Source organism: Natrialba taiwanensis DSM 12281, assembly GCF_000337595.1.
In the GTDB taxonomy this organism is placed as follows: domain Archaea; phylum Halobacteriota; class Halobacteria; order Halobacteriales; family Natrialbaceae; genus Natrialba; species Natrialba taiwanensis.
In genome coordinates this window covers 65,748-81,686 of record NZ_AOIL01000051.1, presented here as the reverse complement: position 1 = coordinate 81,686, position 15,939 = coordinate 65,748, and the positions used below count along the sequence as shown (strand labels likewise).

General features: G+C 63.4%; 13 protein-coding genes. 7 read left to right on the top strand and 6 right to left on the bottom strand.

All coding sequences use genetic code 11. The annotated features are described in order from the left end of the window. Positions 1-187: 187 nt before the first annotated feature. Entirely contained in the window at positions 188-1,804 is a 1,617-nt protein-coding gene (locus tag C484_RS15245) for an outer membrane protein assembly factor BamB family protein (RefSeq protein WP_006826799.1), read from the bottom strand. A 536-nt stretch (positions 1,805-2,340) separates the two neighbouring features. Between C484_RS15245 and htpX the strand changes: the two genes are divergently transcribed. Both htpX and C484_RS15235 read left to right on the top strand, forming a co-directional pair. Then, the gene (gene htpX, locus C484_RS15240) at positions 2,341-3,228 is read left to right on the top strand and encodes a zinc metalloprotease HtpX (RefSeq protein WP_006826798.1); all 888 of its coding nucleotides are present in this window, start codon (positions 2,341-2,343) and stop codon (positions 3,226-3,228) included. A gap of 97 nt (positions 3,229-3,325) precedes the next feature. Beyond that, positions 3,326-3,586 (top strand): DUF7472 family protein, encoded by a 261-nt coding sequence (locus tag C484_RS15235; RefSeq protein WP_006826797.1) that lies wholly within the window; start codon positions 3,326-3,328, stop codon positions 3,584-3,586. 132 nt (positions 3,587-3,718) lie between these two features. Here C484_RS15235 and priL read toward each other — a convergent pair whose 3' ends face one another. Further along, on the bottom strand, positions 3,719-4,906 hold the full coding sequence (gene priL, locus C484_RS15230) for a DNA primase regulatory subunit PriL (RefSeq protein WP_006826796.1): 1,188 nt from the start codon (positions 4,904-4,906) through the stop codon (positions 3,719-3,721). Positions 4,907-5,104: 198 nt separating this feature from the next. Here priL and C484_RS15225 point away from each other — a divergent pair, with 198 nt between their 5' ends. After that, complete coding sequence (locus C484_RS15225; protein WP_049915511.1) at positions 5,105-6,061, top strand: alpha/beta fold hydrolase; 957 nt, start codon at positions 5,105-5,107, stop codon at positions 6,059-6,061. Here the strand turns inward: C484_RS15225 and C484_RS15220 are convergent. Both C484_RS15220 and C484_RS15215 read right to left on the bottom strand, forming a co-directional pair. Then, on the bottom strand, positions 6,058-6,438 hold the full coding sequence (locus C484_RS15220) for a HalOD1 output domain-containing protein (RefSeq protein WP_006826794.1): 381 nt from the start codon (positions 6,436-6,438) through the stop codon (positions 6,058-6,060). The genes C484_RS15225 and C484_RS15220 overlap by 4 nt on opposite strands. Before the next feature lie 198 nt (positions 6,439-6,636). Next, positions 6,637-7,380 (bottom strand): DNA polymerase sliding clamp, encoded by a 744-nt coding sequence (locus C484_RS15215; protein WP_006665106.1) that lies wholly within the window; start codon positions 7,378-7,380, stop codon positions 6,637-6,639. A 171-nt stretch (positions 7,381-7,551) separates the two neighbouring features. Here C484_RS15215 and C484_RS15210 point away from each other — a divergent pair, with 171 nt between their 5' ends. Together C484_RS15210 and C484_RS15205 are read left to right on the top strand one after the other, a co-directional pair. Continuing rightward, positions 7,552-8,460: a hypothetical protein gene (locus C484_RS15210; RefSeq protein WP_006826793.1), complete on the top strand. Its 909-nt coding sequence runs from the start codon at positions 7,552-7,554 to the stop codon at positions 8,458-8,460. A 129-nt stretch (positions 8,461-8,589) separates the two neighbouring features. Beyond that, positions 8,590-9,366, top strand: coding sequence for a 23S rRNA (uridine(2552)-2'-O)-methyltransferase (locus C484_RS15205; protein ID WP_006826792.1), 777 nt, complete (start codon positions 8,590-8,592; stop codon positions 9,364-9,366). Positions 9,367-9,424: 58 nt separating this feature from the next. Here the strand turns inward: C484_RS15205 and C484_RS15200 are convergent, their stop codons facing one another. Both C484_RS15200 and C484_RS15195 read right to left on the bottom strand, forming a co-directional pair. Further along, entirely contained in the window at positions 9,425-9,601 is a 177-nt protein-coding gene (locus C484_RS15200; RefSeq protein WP_006110673.1) for a ribbon-helix-helix domain-containing protein, read from the bottom strand. Between the two features lie 50 nt (positions 9,602-9,651). Beyond that, the gene (locus C484_RS15195; RefSeq protein ID WP_006826791.1) at positions 9,652-12,063 is read right to left on the bottom strand and encodes a twin-arginine translocase subunit TatC; all 2,412 of its coding nucleotides are present in this window, start codon (positions 12,061-12,063) and stop codon (positions 9,652-9,654) included. 175 nt (positions 12,064-12,238) lie between these two features. Here C484_RS15195 and tatC point away from each other — a divergent pair, with 175 nt between their 5' ends. After that, positions 12,239-13,225: a twin-arginine translocase subunit TatC gene (tatC, locus tag C484_RS15190; RefSeq protein WP_006826790.1), complete on the top strand. Its 987-nt coding sequence runs from the start codon at positions 12,239-12,241 to the stop codon at positions 13,223-13,225. Between the two features lie 374 nt (positions 13,226-13,599). After that, complete coding sequence (gene nasA / locus C484_RS15185) at positions 13,600-15,726, top strand: assimilatory nitrate reductase NasA (RefSeq protein WP_049915510.1); 2,127 nt, start codon at positions 13,600-13,602, stop codon at positions 15,724-15,726. Positions 15,727-15,939 lie beyond the last annotated feature (213 nt).

Below are 15,939 nucleotides of genomic sequence, written 5' to 3'. Positions count from 1 at the left end.
GATTGATGGCTGAGAGAGTTAAACGGCGCGCTCTGTACGTGTGGACGGTCGAGTCCTCGCCGTCGACTTGGCGACCCGTTTGTCCAGCAAGCCGCCGACGCAGTGAACGGTGAGCGGTGGGCGGCGGGCAGTGAGTACTGAGCGGCGGACGAGGGAGGGGAACCGAAAATAGCAGCAGCGTCTCGGATTACGCGTCCGTGTCGTCCGTGTCCACGTCGGTTCGGCGGCGGAGGGCTTCGATCCCCGCCGCGGCACCGACGACACCTGCACCGGCGGTGAAACCGGGCATTCCCTCGCTCTCTTCGTTCGAGTCGGCTTCCGATTCGACGTTTCCTTCGCCCAAGTCGCCGTCTCCGCTTCCGTTTCCGGTTTCGCTCCCGTTCCCGTCCCCGGACGCCGATTCGTTCGCGTCGCCGGTCGACGATTCGCCGGTATCGTTTCCGCCGGTGGAGTCGGAGCTATCGGACTCGGTTCCGTTACCGTCCGCCTCTCCGTCGCTTTCGCCGTCGGTCTCGTCTTCGGTTCCTTCCTCGTCGGCAGACTCCGCGTCGCGGTCGTCGCCCTCGGAGCGAATGGCGACCAGCGTCTCGGAACTGGCGTAGATCGTCCCGTCGGTGACCGCGATCGTCGGAATGCTGTCCGTTCCGACGCTCCACTCGACCTCGCCGGTCTCCGAGTCGAAGGCGTACACGCCGTTTTCGTCTTCGGGTGCCTCGCCGGGACCGTACGCCTCCCCGTCGATCGTCAAGCCCGCATAGACGGTGCCGTCGCCGGTAGCCAGCGAGGACACCTGATACGTGCTGACCGCCGTGTCCCAGCCCTCTTCGCCGGTTTCTCGGTCGTGCCCCCGAGCGTTGTGCGACTCCAGCGCGTAGAGTCTAGCGTCGGTAATCGCTGCCGGATTGAACGCCGCGCGGGCGCTGCTCACGCGTTGCTCGCCCGTTTCCACGTCGTACAGCGTCGTGTACCCGAGCGGCCACATCGCTTCCGGCTCCGTATCCGCGCTGCCGATCGCCACCACGTCGTCGGTCGCGACGGGGAAACTCGTCTGGCGATAGCTCGGCTTCGCGAACCGACTGTGTTCGTCGTCGCCGACCGGTTCGTCGAGACGCCAGCGCTCGGTTCCGTCCGCGAGTTCACGCGCGAACGCCCGGGACTCGCTGACGGCGACCGCGGCGTCGCCGCCGACGGCGACGGGTTGCTCGTACAGCGGGTCGCCGTCGGGTGTGAACTCCCAGGCGAGTTCGCGTTCGGCGGCGTCGAGCGCGTACAGCGTTCCGTCCCCGACGGTGAGGACGCGGCCGTCTGCGACGACGGGCGAGGCGATGTCCTCGTCGTAGCCCAGGTCGTGCTGACAGCAGAGGTCACCGTTTGCGGCGTCGATTACCGTGAGGCGCTCGCCGCCGACGTAGACGGTGCCGTCTGCAACGGCGGGCGTGCCGCTCGCGCCGATGGCGTCTGTCTGCCACTCGACAGAGCCGTCGGCCGCGTCGAGGGCGTGGACCTCGCCGTCGGTCGTCAGGTAGACGGTGCCGTCGACGACCGCCGTTGGACCAGCCTGGTCGTACTCCCAGGCGACGGTGACCGGTGTCTCGGGCGCATCGCCCGCCGAGACGACCGGGTTGTTGCCCGCATTCCCGCCGATTGACGACCAGCCGCGCGATTCAGCCGCCGATCCGTCGGTCCCGTTCGCTCCGGTTCCGGATCCGGTGGTATCAGCAACTGTACTGCCAGTTGCGAGTGCGCCGCCGGTCATCGCGAGTCCGGCGTACTTCAGGACGTTCCGCCGATTATGTTCGACCATACGGGCCGTGCTCGGACGGGTCGCCCCTTTTCTATCCGATTGGTAGTACTGTTTCTCTCCCCGAACAGTCGATGTCTTCCGTTCACGCAGGCACAAGAGTTGTCGACTGACGGTTGCAGTAGACTCCACTGCGACGCCCTTGCTTTCCTTTTGGAGGGATTTCTGATACTGCCGGACAAAACTATTCACACGTCGATCGCACTCGAACGGTCGTCGCCACAAGCGACGATCCGTGAGACGCGATCGAGTGTTCACTGACTTTTGTCCGGCAGTATGAAATCACGTCTCACAGCGTGAGAACTCGACACGAAACGAGGGGGTCCGACGAGTTCACGTGCGGCGTCAGTCGCTCGTCAGACGGCAGTCGAATGCGTCCGGATCGAACGGCCCCCGTCGCTGGGTTTCCATGCGAAACGAAGGGGTTGCAGCGGCGGTCTGTTTATCGGTTCCGCCGTTGATACGTCCGGTTCGACTCGACCGACGAACCGCCCACCACGGTCATGATACTTATTTCCTCAGGGCCCCTAGGGGAGGTTATGAACTGGCAGTCGGATTGGGGGCTTCGGGCTCGAATGTTCCTGACGATGTTCCTGCTGTTTGCGCTGTACATCGTCTTCGCCGGCGTACTCACGCTGTACATCGGCGGCGGATTGTGGATAATCGCGCTGTTCGGCGGCTTCTCGCTCGTCCAGTACTACTTCAGCGACACGCTCACCCTCCGGACCATGGGCGCGAAGAAGGTCTCGGCCGACGAGTACCCGCAACTCCACGGCTCGATCGAACGCCTCTCCCAACAGGCCGACCTCCCCAAACCGTCGGTCGCCGTCGTCGACTCGAACGTCCCGAACGCCTTCGCGACCGGCCGCAACCAGCGCAACGCCGCCGTCGCCGTCACGACCGGCCTCCTGAACACCCTCGACCGCGACGAACTCGACGGCGTCCTCGCACACGAACTCGCCCACGTGAAAAACCGGGACATGATGGTCATGACCATCGCCTCGTTCCTCTCGACCATCGCGTTCATGATCGTCCGTTGGGGCGCGTTCTTCGGCGGCGGCCATCGCCGCGGCGGTGGCGACCGTGGCGGTGGCGGCATTCTCGTCGCTATCCTCGTCTCGCTCGTCGTCTGGGTTATCAGCTACCTGCTCATCCGCGCGCTCTCGCGCTACCGCGAGTTCGCCGCCGACCGCGGCGCTGCGGCGATCACCGGCAACCCGTCCGCCCTTGCCTCTGCACTCCTGAAAATCTCGGGCGAGGTCGACAACGTTCCCGACAAGGACCTCCGCGAGGAAGCCGAGATGAACGCCTTCTTCATCATCCCGCTGAAATCCGGCGTCGTCGGCCGCCTGTTTAGCACCCACCCTTCGACGGAACGCCGCGTCGAACAGTTGCGCGACCTCGAACGAACGGTCGCGATGGCGTAACCGATCCGAGCCGAACGCGAGTCGGCCGGTGAACTCGCCGTGCCATCCCTGTTGTCCCTTCGAAGCGCTTTTGACCGCCCCGATAAAAGCAGCAGTAATGCTCGAGCGTGAGAAACTCATCGAACTGGTCGTCGCCGTCTCTACCGTGTTGCTGTTGCTCGGCGCGATGGTCGCCATCGGCGTGACCTACGGCGGCGACGACGGAGTTCTCACTCCCGACGGCGCGCGACTTCTCGTCGGTGCTATCGTCGGCTTTATTCTCCTGGTTACATCCGCCGGGTTCGGCGTCGCCTACGCGTTGAACGATCCTGAGGACGGTGACGGCGACAACGATTTCGAGACGCAGAACGCTATTTGAATTTGAATTTGAGTATGAGTGCGAGAGAGAACTGACGGCTGTACGCTTTTTCATACGGACTGCTGTAAGTCATTTCCGGCGCAACCGCAGGACGGGCGCGGTTGCGCCGGTAAATCGTTACAGCAGACCGTATCAGTCGCTATTGACCGTTCCAGTCCCGTCGCTCGTGTCCGTTCCCTTCTCATCGGCTTCCGTCTCCGTGTCCCCTTCGCGCCAGTCCTCGAGTTCGTCCTCGTCGGCCTCGTCGATCCGTTCCTCGTAGTAGGCCATCGGATGGGGAATGCGCTCGCAGAGGTCGTCCTTGTTCACGCAGTCGCCGTAGGACTGCATCGTCGCACACGACGGCGGCGAGTACTCCGTCGGTGAGGTTTCACCGCGGATATGATCGGTCTGATAGCGGGTCATCTCCTCGCCGAACGACGAGTTCACCCGATAGAGGTCGACGATCTGGTCCGTCGTCATCCCGATGCTCGACAGGAAGGCCGTAATCGCAAACCGCGAGTGGTGGGGCAGGGGCTCGCCCTTCTGGATTTGATCCAACAGCGCCTGCATACATGGCGGAAAGAGTTCGGGAACGACGGTATCGATGTCGCGCGTGAGATCGAGTTCGGCGAGGACGTCCCGGACGGCGGCGACATCGTCTTCGAGCCCCGTCGCGATCGGGTCGGGAACCTCGAAGGGAAGGCCCTCCTCGATTCGGTCGCGGATGGCCTCCCGTAACAGCACGAGGAGGTCGTCTCGCGCGACCGGGACCTCGCCGTTCGTCAGGGGCTGATTGACCAGCCCCCACTCGTCGTCCCAGAGGTCCGCAGCCAGCGGGAGGTAGGTGCCGACATCGATCCTGAACTCGTTGACGTCGTCGACATCGTTGATATCGGCCGTCGCGGCTGCGGTCCCAGCCTCTCGGGGAGCACTCGCGGGTGCGGGAGTCACTGCCTCCTGTAGACTGAACTCCTCAAGGACGGTCTCGAGTTCGAGGCCGGTCGACTCGACGCTTTTGAGTTCGGTCGTCGATTCGAGGTCGGCGGTAAACCGCTCGTGAGCGGTGGCCGCCTCGGCGCGGGCGTACTTGCGGACGAGGACGCGTTCGTCGACCATCGAGACGAGGACGCGAGCGACGGGGTAAGAGAGCAGTTCGGTGCGGGGATCGCGGTGTGGCTCGCCGATCTCGCTGTCTTCGAGCGCGGTAATAACGCGTTTCCGTGCGCGCTCGACGACTGCCCGCTCCTGCTCGACGACGGTTGCCAGATCGACCGTCTCCGTCGCCACGGTTTCGCGGGCGGCTTCGAGAAACGGGTACCGAGCGTGCAGTCGCTGCATCGGTAATTGAAAGCTACTCTGATGGATTAAGTCCACTGATTGTCGATCGAGTGCGATAGTGTCGATAAGATAGTATTACCCCGCTACCCCTCGATCGAGTCGGTTCCCGCCCGTTGGCCCACCGCCGCTTCGTCGGGTGATCGCACGGGTCGGAACGGGAGGCTCGATTTCAAGAGGGGCCGGAACGTTGTGTCGAGCATGCCACGGGCGATGCGGGACGGCGTGTCGATCTACTACGAGTTCGACGACCGCGACGAGCGCGAGCCGACCGACGAGAGCCACGCGAGCGAAACCCCGATCGTCTTTCTGCAGGACATCGGCTACGGGCGGTGGCTGTGGCGTTGGCAGCGCGAGGCCGTCGCCCGCGAGTTCGGCGCGCCCGTGATCGCGCCGGACATGCGGGGAACCGGCCGCTCAGATGCCGGACTTCCACCGCTCGTTCCGCGACTTCCGGGTCGCATTCGGTCGCCGCTCCTTCGAAAGCCGGCCGGCTACTCGGTCGATGGACTGGCAGCCGATCTTGAGGCGGTTCTCGACGATGCCGGGGTTCGAAGCGCGCATCTCGTCGGAATCGGTCTCGGCGGGATGGTCGCCCAGCAGTACGCGATCGCCTACGACCGCGCGGCGTCGCTGACGCTGTGTGCGACGACCCACGGCGGTCCGGACGCGATGGCGATTCCCGCGGATATCCCCGGTCGGCTGCTCGAAACGCCCTCGGGCGCGAACGAACGGGAAACGCTCCGTCACCGGATGCGCCCCGTCTTCAGCGGGTCGTTCACCAACCGGAACCCGCACCTGATGGACCGAATCATCGAGTGGCGACGCGAGCAAGACGCGACCGAACCGGCGATCGAAGCCCAACTCGGGGCGGCCCTCGCGTTCGACGCCAGCGCTGAACTCGATCGCGTTCGCGTCCCGACGCTGGTGATCCACGGGACCGACGACGCGGTGGTTCCGTCGTCGAACGCGCGGCTGCTCGAGGAGGCGATTCCCGATGCCCGACTCGAACTGATCGAGGGCGGCTCACACCTGGCGTGTATCGAACGGGCTGACGCCGTCTCTGACGCGCTGGTGTCGTTTCTCGGCGAACAGGAGACCGGAACTGGAACTCGGAATCGATCACGGACCCGCGCTCAGGCCAGCACCGATACCTAAGCCGTCGTTGTATTCGTCGACGAAGTCGCCAGCGTTATTCTGAGTTTGCCATCACTTCGGAGCCCGATATCGAAGCCAGCGTACGTGAACCAGAGTTCTTGGACGCCATGGTCGTCGTCCCGTGCCGCGCGATCGAGCAGTGCATCGAGTGCATCGGGGTCGATAACGCGTGCGAGTGCCGGAAGATCGACCGGCGTCGAGTCGGTGAGGGCGGCGACGGTGATAATCACCATTTCGCTTGCACAGTCGGCAGTTGGATCGAACGTGGTTGTATAGTCGAGATCGTCCAGCGACGAACTGGCGTGTCTGTGCGGTTCATCCGCGATATCGGTATCTGCAGCGATCGCGCTATCTGGCGTGTCATCGTTGGAGGGCATACTCCGGTCCTCCAGTAGTGGCCACGTAATGACTGTCCTGTCGCTGTGCAGGCTTTATTTCCCACTCGAGAGAGTGTTCGATACCTAACACGTTTCGCCAAAACCGGCGAGATTGCAGTCGAGGAAAGAAAGGCGTTGTATTCCCACCACACGACCGATCGGCGTGAATCCGTTGCAGTTCGGCAGTCTGGGGCAGATTCAGTCGCTTTGAATCCGTGGCGCGAGCATGTACGTGACCTGTCCCTGACCCTCCGCAAACCCGAAGTAAATCTTCACGGGGAACTCCTCCCCGAGGTGGAGCGTGACCTCGGTGTTCGAGGGGATCGCCTTGTTCATGTCCTTCAGGTAGTCCAGACTGAAAAGCGAGCGAGCGGGACCGGCCTGCAGATCGATCAGATCTTCCTGGGTGAGTTCGAGGTGAACGTCGTCGGTGTCACCTTCCGCATTGACGTAGAACGCGTCGTCGCCTTCGTCGACGCCGAGTGCGATGTGGTCCGAGACCATGTCCGCAGCGGTAACCGAGCGGTTGACATCCTTGCCCTCGAGGACGACCTCGGCGGGCAGGTCCAGATCCGGAATGTCCGGCTCCTGTCGGATGCTGTCGGGGTCGATGAGCGCGAGCGTGTACTCGAGCCCGTCGATCTGGATGTGGAGCTTGCGGGTCTCCTCGTCGAGTTCGAACTGGATGAGCTGGCCGGATTCGGCCATCCCTGCGATGTCCTCGAGTCGGGAGAGGTCGACGCCGATCAGCCCGCCGTCGGCTTCGTAGGATTCGAAGGCAGCCGCGTCGAGCGAGAGGTCGACCATCCCGACGTTGGCGGGGTCGACGGCTCGAATTTCGAGTCCGTCTTCCTCCAGGTGGATCTTACACTCGTCGACCAGCACGCTGATCGAATCGAGCGCGCTGGTGAGCGTTTCCGCGCTCACGATGGCCTTGAACATATGCGTCGGGGTACGAACGGTTGGCATAAAAAGGCACCCTTTACGATTGATTCCACCACGCCACTCGCGGCGTCGTCTGTCGTCCCCGGTCCACGGTCTGCGCTTCCCCGATTCTTTCTGCCGTGGTGTGCAGGCACGAGTTGCTTCCCGCCGCCGGCACTACCCCCGAGTGTGAGTCCCACATTCACCGCCGACGATGCCGGCAAGACGGTCGAAAGTGCGGACGGCGAGCCCCTCGGCGTCGTGGACTCCGTCGAATCGGAAACCGCGTACGTCGACCCGAACCCTGGCGTCACCGATTCGATTAAAGCGACGCTCAACTGGGGCAACAAATCCGAGGAGACCGTGCCGCTCACCGACGACGCCGTCACCGAGATCACCGACGAGGCGATTCGACTCGAGACGGCGTTTCCCGAGGAAAGTCTCACGAGCGACGAGCAGCAGGAGGGCGGGAAAGTAGACACCGAGCATCGGTCAGACCAGCGCGATACGGACTACACCCCTGGCGAACCGGTCTCGGGAATCAACACCGAATCCGAAACCGGCGTCGACGGGACCGAAGAAGGTCCCGGATCGACGGCACGCGACCGCTCGGAGCCGATGCGCGATGACGAGTTCTACGACGATCTCGAGGATGAACCTCGCGTCGACCCGGACGAGCAACTGGACGAGACGGAATCGTCCGCTGACACCGCCGCCGACGAAATGGACGCGATCGAGGAAGAAGCCGGCCGCGGGCTCGAGGTCGATCCCTCCGAACTGACCGGCCGCGACACGGACGCTGAACTCGACCCGGACGAGGATGTCGGCCAACGCACGGACGCCGAAGTCGAGCCCGAGATGGAGCTCGATGAGCGCTCGGACGCTGAACTCGCCCCCGGAAACATCGACGAACGCCGACGGGACGACGCGGCCATCGATCCGGAGCGGATCGACTCCGAGGTCGGGGACGGTTCGGGCGTCGACGAGGAGGCCGATCTCGCGGAACGAGAGCGCACCGAGGATGCAGATCCGAACACCGAGCACGCAGCTGACGATGACGATACCGACGCAGCAGACGGCGACCCGGAGTCCCGATAACGCGCCTCGTCCGGACGCCTCCGCAAGTCCCGATAGACAGCGTCATGACTTCACGCGCACAACGCGTGACTCCTCTTCGCGACACCTATCCGTCTTCGCCGTGTACCACAGCCAACTGACTATCCGAGCATGGCACGAAAGGACCACTACTACAACAAGGCAAAGCAGGAAGGCTACCGAAGCCGAGCCGCCTACAAGCTCAAGCAGCTCGACGAACTCGAAAACGTCCTCTCGCGCGGCGATACCGTCGTCGACCTCGGTGCCGCGCCCGGCGGGTGGCTCGAAGTCGCCGCCGAAGCCGTCGGCCCCGACGGGCAGGTGATCGGCGTCGACCTTCAGCGCATCAAAGACATCGAGGGCCACGACACCATCGAAACCATCCGCGGGGACATGACCGAGGAACGAACGCGCGACCGGGTCATCGACGCCGCGGGCGGCGAGGTCGACGCTGTGCTGTCCGACATGGCCCCCAACATGTCCGGCGAGTACTCGCTCGATCAGGCTCGCTCGCTCCACCTCGCGCGCCAGGCCTTCGAAACCGCACTCGAACTCCTCGACACCGACGGCGACTTCGTCGTGAAAATCTTCGAAGGCCCCGACGTCGACGAGTTCAGAGCGGACGTCGAGGAGGAGTTCCAGTACGTTCGCGCTACGAGTCCGAAGGCCTCACGGGACGAATCCTCCGAACTCTACTTTATCGGAAAGGGGCGACTCACCGCATCGGTGCGGCCGGGCGATGAACTCGAGGTCGAGATCACCGATGTCGGGAACGAGGGTGACGGTATTGCATCGGTCGATGGCTACAGGTTGTTCGTTCCGGCGGCGGAGACGGGAGATGTTGTGACGGTTCGAGTCGAGGACGTGAAGCCGAATTTCGGCTTCGCACAACGGATCGATCGAGACTGAACGGTCCGTGGTGTAACGATCTGTTGCTGTTCGGTCGTGTTTCCGGGTGAATACGGACTTATTCGTCGGAGTCGAGTCGATCGTGTCGGTCGTCGATTTCGTCGAGAATGTCGAGCGTTTTTCGGATCGAGGCACGGATCGCATCGCTCCGGTTGACGAACTTGCCGTCGTCGCCGACGTGGTCGTCTAAGTCCTCGAGTAGTTCCTGCGGGATTTCGACGCTGATCTTTGGCATCGTAGGGACGCGTTCGCATGCCTCCCATCTTAAGCCGTCGGACGAGTTCGCTACGTGGTTGGGTCGGGTTGGGGTCCGGAGCCGGTATCGGTGCCGGTGTCGGCCTCAGTAGTGCCAGCGGTACCGGCAGCGTCTGCGTCGTTTTGTTCGCCACTACCGCCGCCACCGCTGCCGCCAAATAGCCGCCCGCCGCCGGTGAGGAGATACAGGACGCCGAGGCCGAGCATGTAGGTCAGGGCGATCGGAATGGCGACCATCAACATGGTGAGGACACCCTTCGGACTGGCGATCGCCGCGACGGTGAAGATGCCGACGACGGCCGGTCGCCAGCGCCGGAGCATCGTCCGGTAGTTGATGATGCCGCCAACGTGGAACAGCGCCATCGTGACGATGATGTTGAACAGGAAGCCGATGCCGAGGGTCGTGAAGATGACCATCCAGAAGAAGCTACTAATCCGGTAGGAGACGACCATTCCGTTGGTGATCGCGTCGGAGACGAGATAGGAGATGACCGCCGGTGCGATCCAGAAGAAGCCGAGGTACGTTCCGAACGCGAACCCACCCAACAGCGAGCCACCCCAGACGACGAAGATACGGCGGTCACCTCGGACCAGCCCGCGCTCTTTCATCGCAGGCCAGCCGTAGTACAGCACCAGCGGGAGCACGGCGATGATCCCCGCGATGACACTCACTTTGACCTCGAAGATGAGCACTTCGACGGGATGGAGCGCGATGACGATGTCCATCTCCGTGATGAGTTCCTGGAGTGTCATCCCGGCGGGGTCGACCCCGTTACGGACGGCCACCTCGTGGAGGATCGGTTCGGGAACGCGATGGAGGAACGTCGTGAGAACCTGGCCGATCCCACCCTGGTAGAGCCAGAAGAAGGTCCCGCCCATGACGAGCATAAACATACCGACGATGCGGAACATCTTCGAGGTGAGACTGTTGAGGATGAAGGCGATGTCGTAGGCGTAGCCACCGATGTCGTCCTCGGTCGTCTCTTCCTCGGTGAAGGGATCGAGCATTCCGGCGGCCGTACTCGTCAGGAAGCCACCTTCCTCCTCCTCCTCGGCAGCGCCACCGGCATCGGTCTGAGTGAGTGCTGCACTCTCGCCGTCACCGGTTGTGCCGTCCTCGGCCTGTTGGTCTTGCAGCGAGTCGAACCGGTTCAAGATCGCCTGGGCTTTCTCCCGGTTGTCGTCGTACATCGCCTGTCGAGAAACCTCGAGCGCCTGTTCCTCTTTCATCTGGAGGAAGACGGACGCTGGCACTTCCTCCACGTCCTCGGCGGTGAGCATCTCGAAGTCGACATCGTCGGGCGATTCGGCCGTTCGAATGGCTCCCTCCCGCGGGTAGATCGGAGCCTGGAGCACTTTGATCGTATAGGCGAACAGGATAAGCACGCCGACGCCTGCAGCGATGGTAAGCCCAACAGCGGCGTCACCGAGGAGTCCGTGCTCGGCAGCGAGCGATCCGAGTCCGAACGGGCCCTCGGGACCGGGTTGAAGCCACGCCGGCAGGCTGGGGTAGACCGCCTCCCCGAGGTAGTCGAATCCACCCTGATTAACGAACGCGCCGGTTCCGATGGCGACAACAGCCAGAACGCCGACGAATCGGAGGACGACTCGTTTCATATGATCGGTCCCGGTCCCGTCGCTCTCGGCCGCACCGCGCCGGCGGATGTTTGCAACTACCTTTGCGAGACTGAGGCTGATGATGTAGAGCCCGACCATCGGCGTCGCCCACATGATCTGCGTGAACGGGTCCGGCGGCGAGAACAGTGCGCCGAAGACGGTGATCCCGACGATCGCGTGTCGCCACTTGTCCCGGAACGTCTCGTAGGGGACGATCTCGGTGTACGAGAGGACACCCATAAACAGCGGCAACTGGGCCGCCAGCCCGAACGAGAGCGTCAACAGTGCGATGAACTCGGTGAACTCGGTGATCCCGAAGCTCGGTTTGACGTGGGCGCTGACGGCGTTTCCGGCGAGAAAGTCGAACGTATACGGGAAGAACACCGCATAGGCGTAGACGACCCCGAGGCAGAACAACGTGATCGCGGTCAGGACGAAGCTCGCGATATAGCTCCGAGAGATGGGCACGATGGTGTCGTAGCCGCGTTTGCGCAACTTATTCCTCGAGAAGTACAGTAACGCGGGAACCGCCACGACAATACCGACGAGCATCCCGATCTTGGCCTGCAAGAGAATAACCTCGAACGGAGTCCGCGTAATAAGCTCCGTCGAATCGGCGATGTACGGCGACATTTCTGCCTTTGCAGTCTGTTTGAGAAAGTCCCAGATGAAGACGCGCAACGCGTAGAACGAGCCGATAAAGCCGATAACGAAGACGATAAACACCTTCTGAAGGTGTGTCTGCACGCTCGAGAGCATCGCACCAAGAGTTTCGCGCCCGGTATTGATCGCACGGGCGGTATCCTCGTCAACGGCAGAACTCATTTACTACCATGGGTAACTGACATCCAGTTATCAACCTTTCGAGTCTCCTACCGCGCATCGTGCTCGTTCACCACATTCGACGGCGACCGGTGCGGACGAACGCGTCGATCGGTACCGTGACCCAGTGCGCACAAGAAAAAGGCCTATAACCGCCCGCCTATCTATATCCCGATAGATGCCGGACGAGTCGGCGGAGACGGGGAACGGTGTGGACCCCGACGAACCACGTGAAGACGGCGGGTCCGACGAGGAGCACTCGCCATCGGAAGCGTCGCCTTCGAGTTCACCCGAGGCGTCGACCGGGACCGATGCCAATCCACCGGTTGAAACCGACGGTGAGGGAGTCGTCGGCGGTGGTCACGACTCGGGGACCGGACCGGGGACGGGAAGCCCCGAGTACCCCGATCCGGACGACGATGTCGGTGGAATTTCGACGCCCCCGGACGACGAGGAAATGCCGCTTGCGGACCACATCGAGGAGATGGTGCTTCGGTTTGCCGTGGTCTTGCTCTTCGGTTCTGCGGGGACGGCGATCGGGCTACTGGGTGCCTCGTGGGCAATCGAGCACATCTGGTACAACGTGTTCCCGTACGCGGCAGAGGAGGTTCCCTTACCCCATATCTACCAGCCGCTCGAACTGTGGTTGACACGAATCAAGGTCTCGACGCTGCTCGGGATCATGGTGGCGCTGCCGATGTTCGTCTACCAGTGTTATCGCTTCATGAAACCGGGGCTGTATCCACACGAGCGCAAGTACTACCTCGCGGCTGTCCCGACGAGCGTGGTTCTTGCCGGCGTCGGGATGTTGTTCTCCTACGTGCTGGTGTTGCCGGTGCTCTTCGAGTACTTCACGTTCTACGCGGAAGGCAGTGCAGAGATTGCCTATGCGCTCGGCGATACCTTCGACCTGATCATCACGCTGATCGGCTTTCTCGCCGTCGTCTTCCAGATTCCGCTGTTTATAATGCTCGCGATTATGATGGGTGTGACGACCCGTCGCTGGCTCGTCAGTAAGCGGCTGTACTTCTGGGCGGCCTTCTTCGGACTGGCGTTCATGTTCACGTTCGACCCGACCGGGATGGCACCCATTATCGTCGGGATCACGATGATCCTCCTGTTCGAGGGAACGCTGTTCATCCTGAAGTGGGTCGGAACCGAGTGAGACCGGTCCGTCCTCCCGTTTTCCGTCTTTCAGTCGACGTTTAGTCGCGTCTACGCGACGGCTTTCTCCGCTTTTCTCGCCAGCGCATCGCCCGCTGGTGCCCGTTCGGACAGTCATCGGCAGCCTTCGCCCGGTTTCACTCCTTATATTCTCGGTATCCGTTTCTATATCGATGGATGCGCCTCCTATAGCTCTAAAACTAACCATTTGTAAACGAATACCGTTTAGGTGTTGTGTCTGTACTCTCTTCTCGTATCTATGTGCGAGATTGTGAACCAAATGGGGTGCTCCGCGTCTCCTCCTTTAGGACGCGGACGAACGCCTCGTCGCCCCGCGAGGTGGGCGGCGTGACCGACCCGGTTCCAACCACCTGTATGCGCTGTGCCGTCGGCTGTGGACACGTCCAGCAACCGGTCGAACAGGGCTACGGACTCGATATCGTCCGCGGCGATCCGGCTCATCCGGTCAACCGTGGCCTCGCCTGCCAGCGCGGCATCCGCGAGACTGCCGATCCCGACGGCGAGTGGCTCACCCGCCCGCTCGTCCGCCGCGACGGTGAACTCGTGCCGACCACCTGGGAGACCGCCCTCGAGCGCGCGACGGTCGGACTCGGACGGGCGCTCGAAAACGACGCCACCAGCGTCGCGGTCCTCGGCAGCGGCCAACAGACCAACGAAGCCGCCTACGCGCTCGGAAAACTCGCCCGCGGCGGCTTCGGAACCCGGTACTACGACGCCAACACGACCCTGTGTATGGCCTCGGCCGTCACCGCCTACTACGACGCCTTCGGCAGCGACGCGCCGCCGCCGACGTACGACGACATCCCGGCGGCACGGACACACCTCATCTGGGGTGCAAACCCCGCCGTTGCGCACCCGGTTCTGTTTCGTTGGATTCAGCAATCGGCCGCCGAGGACGACTCCGAACTGCTCGTCGTCGACCCGGTCGCAAGCGAGACGACCGACGGTGCCGACTGCCACGTCGCACCCGACCCCGGCGGCGATCTCGCCCTCGCTCGCGCGGTTCTCGCGCGACTCGTTGAAACCGATCGCCTCGACGACGAGTTCATCGCGAGGGCGACGGCGGGATTCGAGGAGCTCCGCGAGCGCCTTCCCGATGCGTCCGCAGCCGCCGAGCGCGCGGGCGTCTCGACGGCCGACGTGGATCGACTTGCGGCGGCGTTCGACGCGTCGACGCTCGTCTACTGGGGGATGGGCGTCAACCAGAGCGTCAACGGCACCGCGACGGCGGGCGCGCTGATCGATTGCTGTCTCGCGACCGGGAATCTCCGGCCCGGTTCGGGCCCGTTCTCGCTCACCGGCCAGGCGAACTCGATGGGGACGCGCGTGTGCTCGTCGAAGGGGACCTGGCCCGGCCACCGGCCGTTCGACGCGCCCGAACACCGCGAGTTCGTCGCCGACGCCTGGGACGTTCCACTCTCGCGGCTCCCGGACGACCCCGGGCCGGGACCGGTCGGCATCGCCGATGCGATCGGCGAGGATGTGTCGGCCGTCTACGCCGTCGCGACGAACCCCGCCGCGGGGATGCCCGACGCAACGGGCGTTCGCGAGCGGCTTGCAGAGACGTTCCTCGTCGTCCAGGACGCCTTCCGCAGCGAGACGGTCGAACTCGCGGACGTCGTGTTGCCGGCGGCGACCTGGGGCGAGTCCGAGGGGACGACGATGAACATGGAACGGACCGTCTCCCGCGTCCGCGCCGCAACGGAGACGCCCGCCGGCGTCAAATCCGATCTCGACCTGATCGGCACGCTCGCGTCGCGACTCGCGCCCGACCTGTTCGACGAGTCGCCGACGCCCGAAACGGTCTTCGACGAACTCGCGACGCTGACTGCGGGAACCGACGCCGATCTCTCGGGGATCGGTTACGAGCGCCTCGAGCGAGACGTGGCGGTCCGCTGGCCCGCGCCCGAGTCGGATGCGGCGGGTGGCTATCGGTACTACGAATCCGATTTGCCGGACGATGACCGAGACGGTGTCGCGGAATCGTGGTCGTTCCCGACGCCGTCCGGGCGTGCACGGTTTTCGGCTGGCCAGGCCGCTCCCGCGCCCGAACCGCCCAACGAGGAATTCCCGCTCACGCTGACGACGGGCCGGCAGCCCGACGCGTACAACACCGGCGTTCGCACCCGTCCGTCCGACGCGGACGCCCCCGTCGCCCGCGTCAGTCCCGCGACGGCGCTCGCGTTCACGACTGAACTCGAGGACGAGGAACGGGGATCGGCGGAAGCCGATGCGACTCTCTCCTCTCAGGATTGCCACGTCGTCTCACGGCGTGCATCGGTCCGCGTCAGATTCGAATCCGACGAGTCGATTCCCGACGGCGTCGTCTGGCTTCCTATTCATCACCCGGCGGTCAATGACCTCACGCTGCCGGTCGTCGATCCGCGCTCGAAAGAACCCCACTTCAAGCAGTGTGCGGTGCGACTCGAACCGGCGCGAACTCGCGAGAACAGGCCGGTTGCGACGCCGAGTTCACGATAGCGATCGTCCGTTACTGCGGGCCGGTTTTCGAAGGGGACGTGTCGACACCGTCGCTTCCGAACCGACCGTTCTCGTGAGCGGATCTTTCCGTCGATAGGTGTCGCGTTCTCCGTCGGACGAGGCGTATTCGCCAAGCGGTGAGTGCTGCCCAATCCCAAAAGAGTGGGCCATTTCCTTCGGATATACACCCTAATACAGACCATATTCGATTGA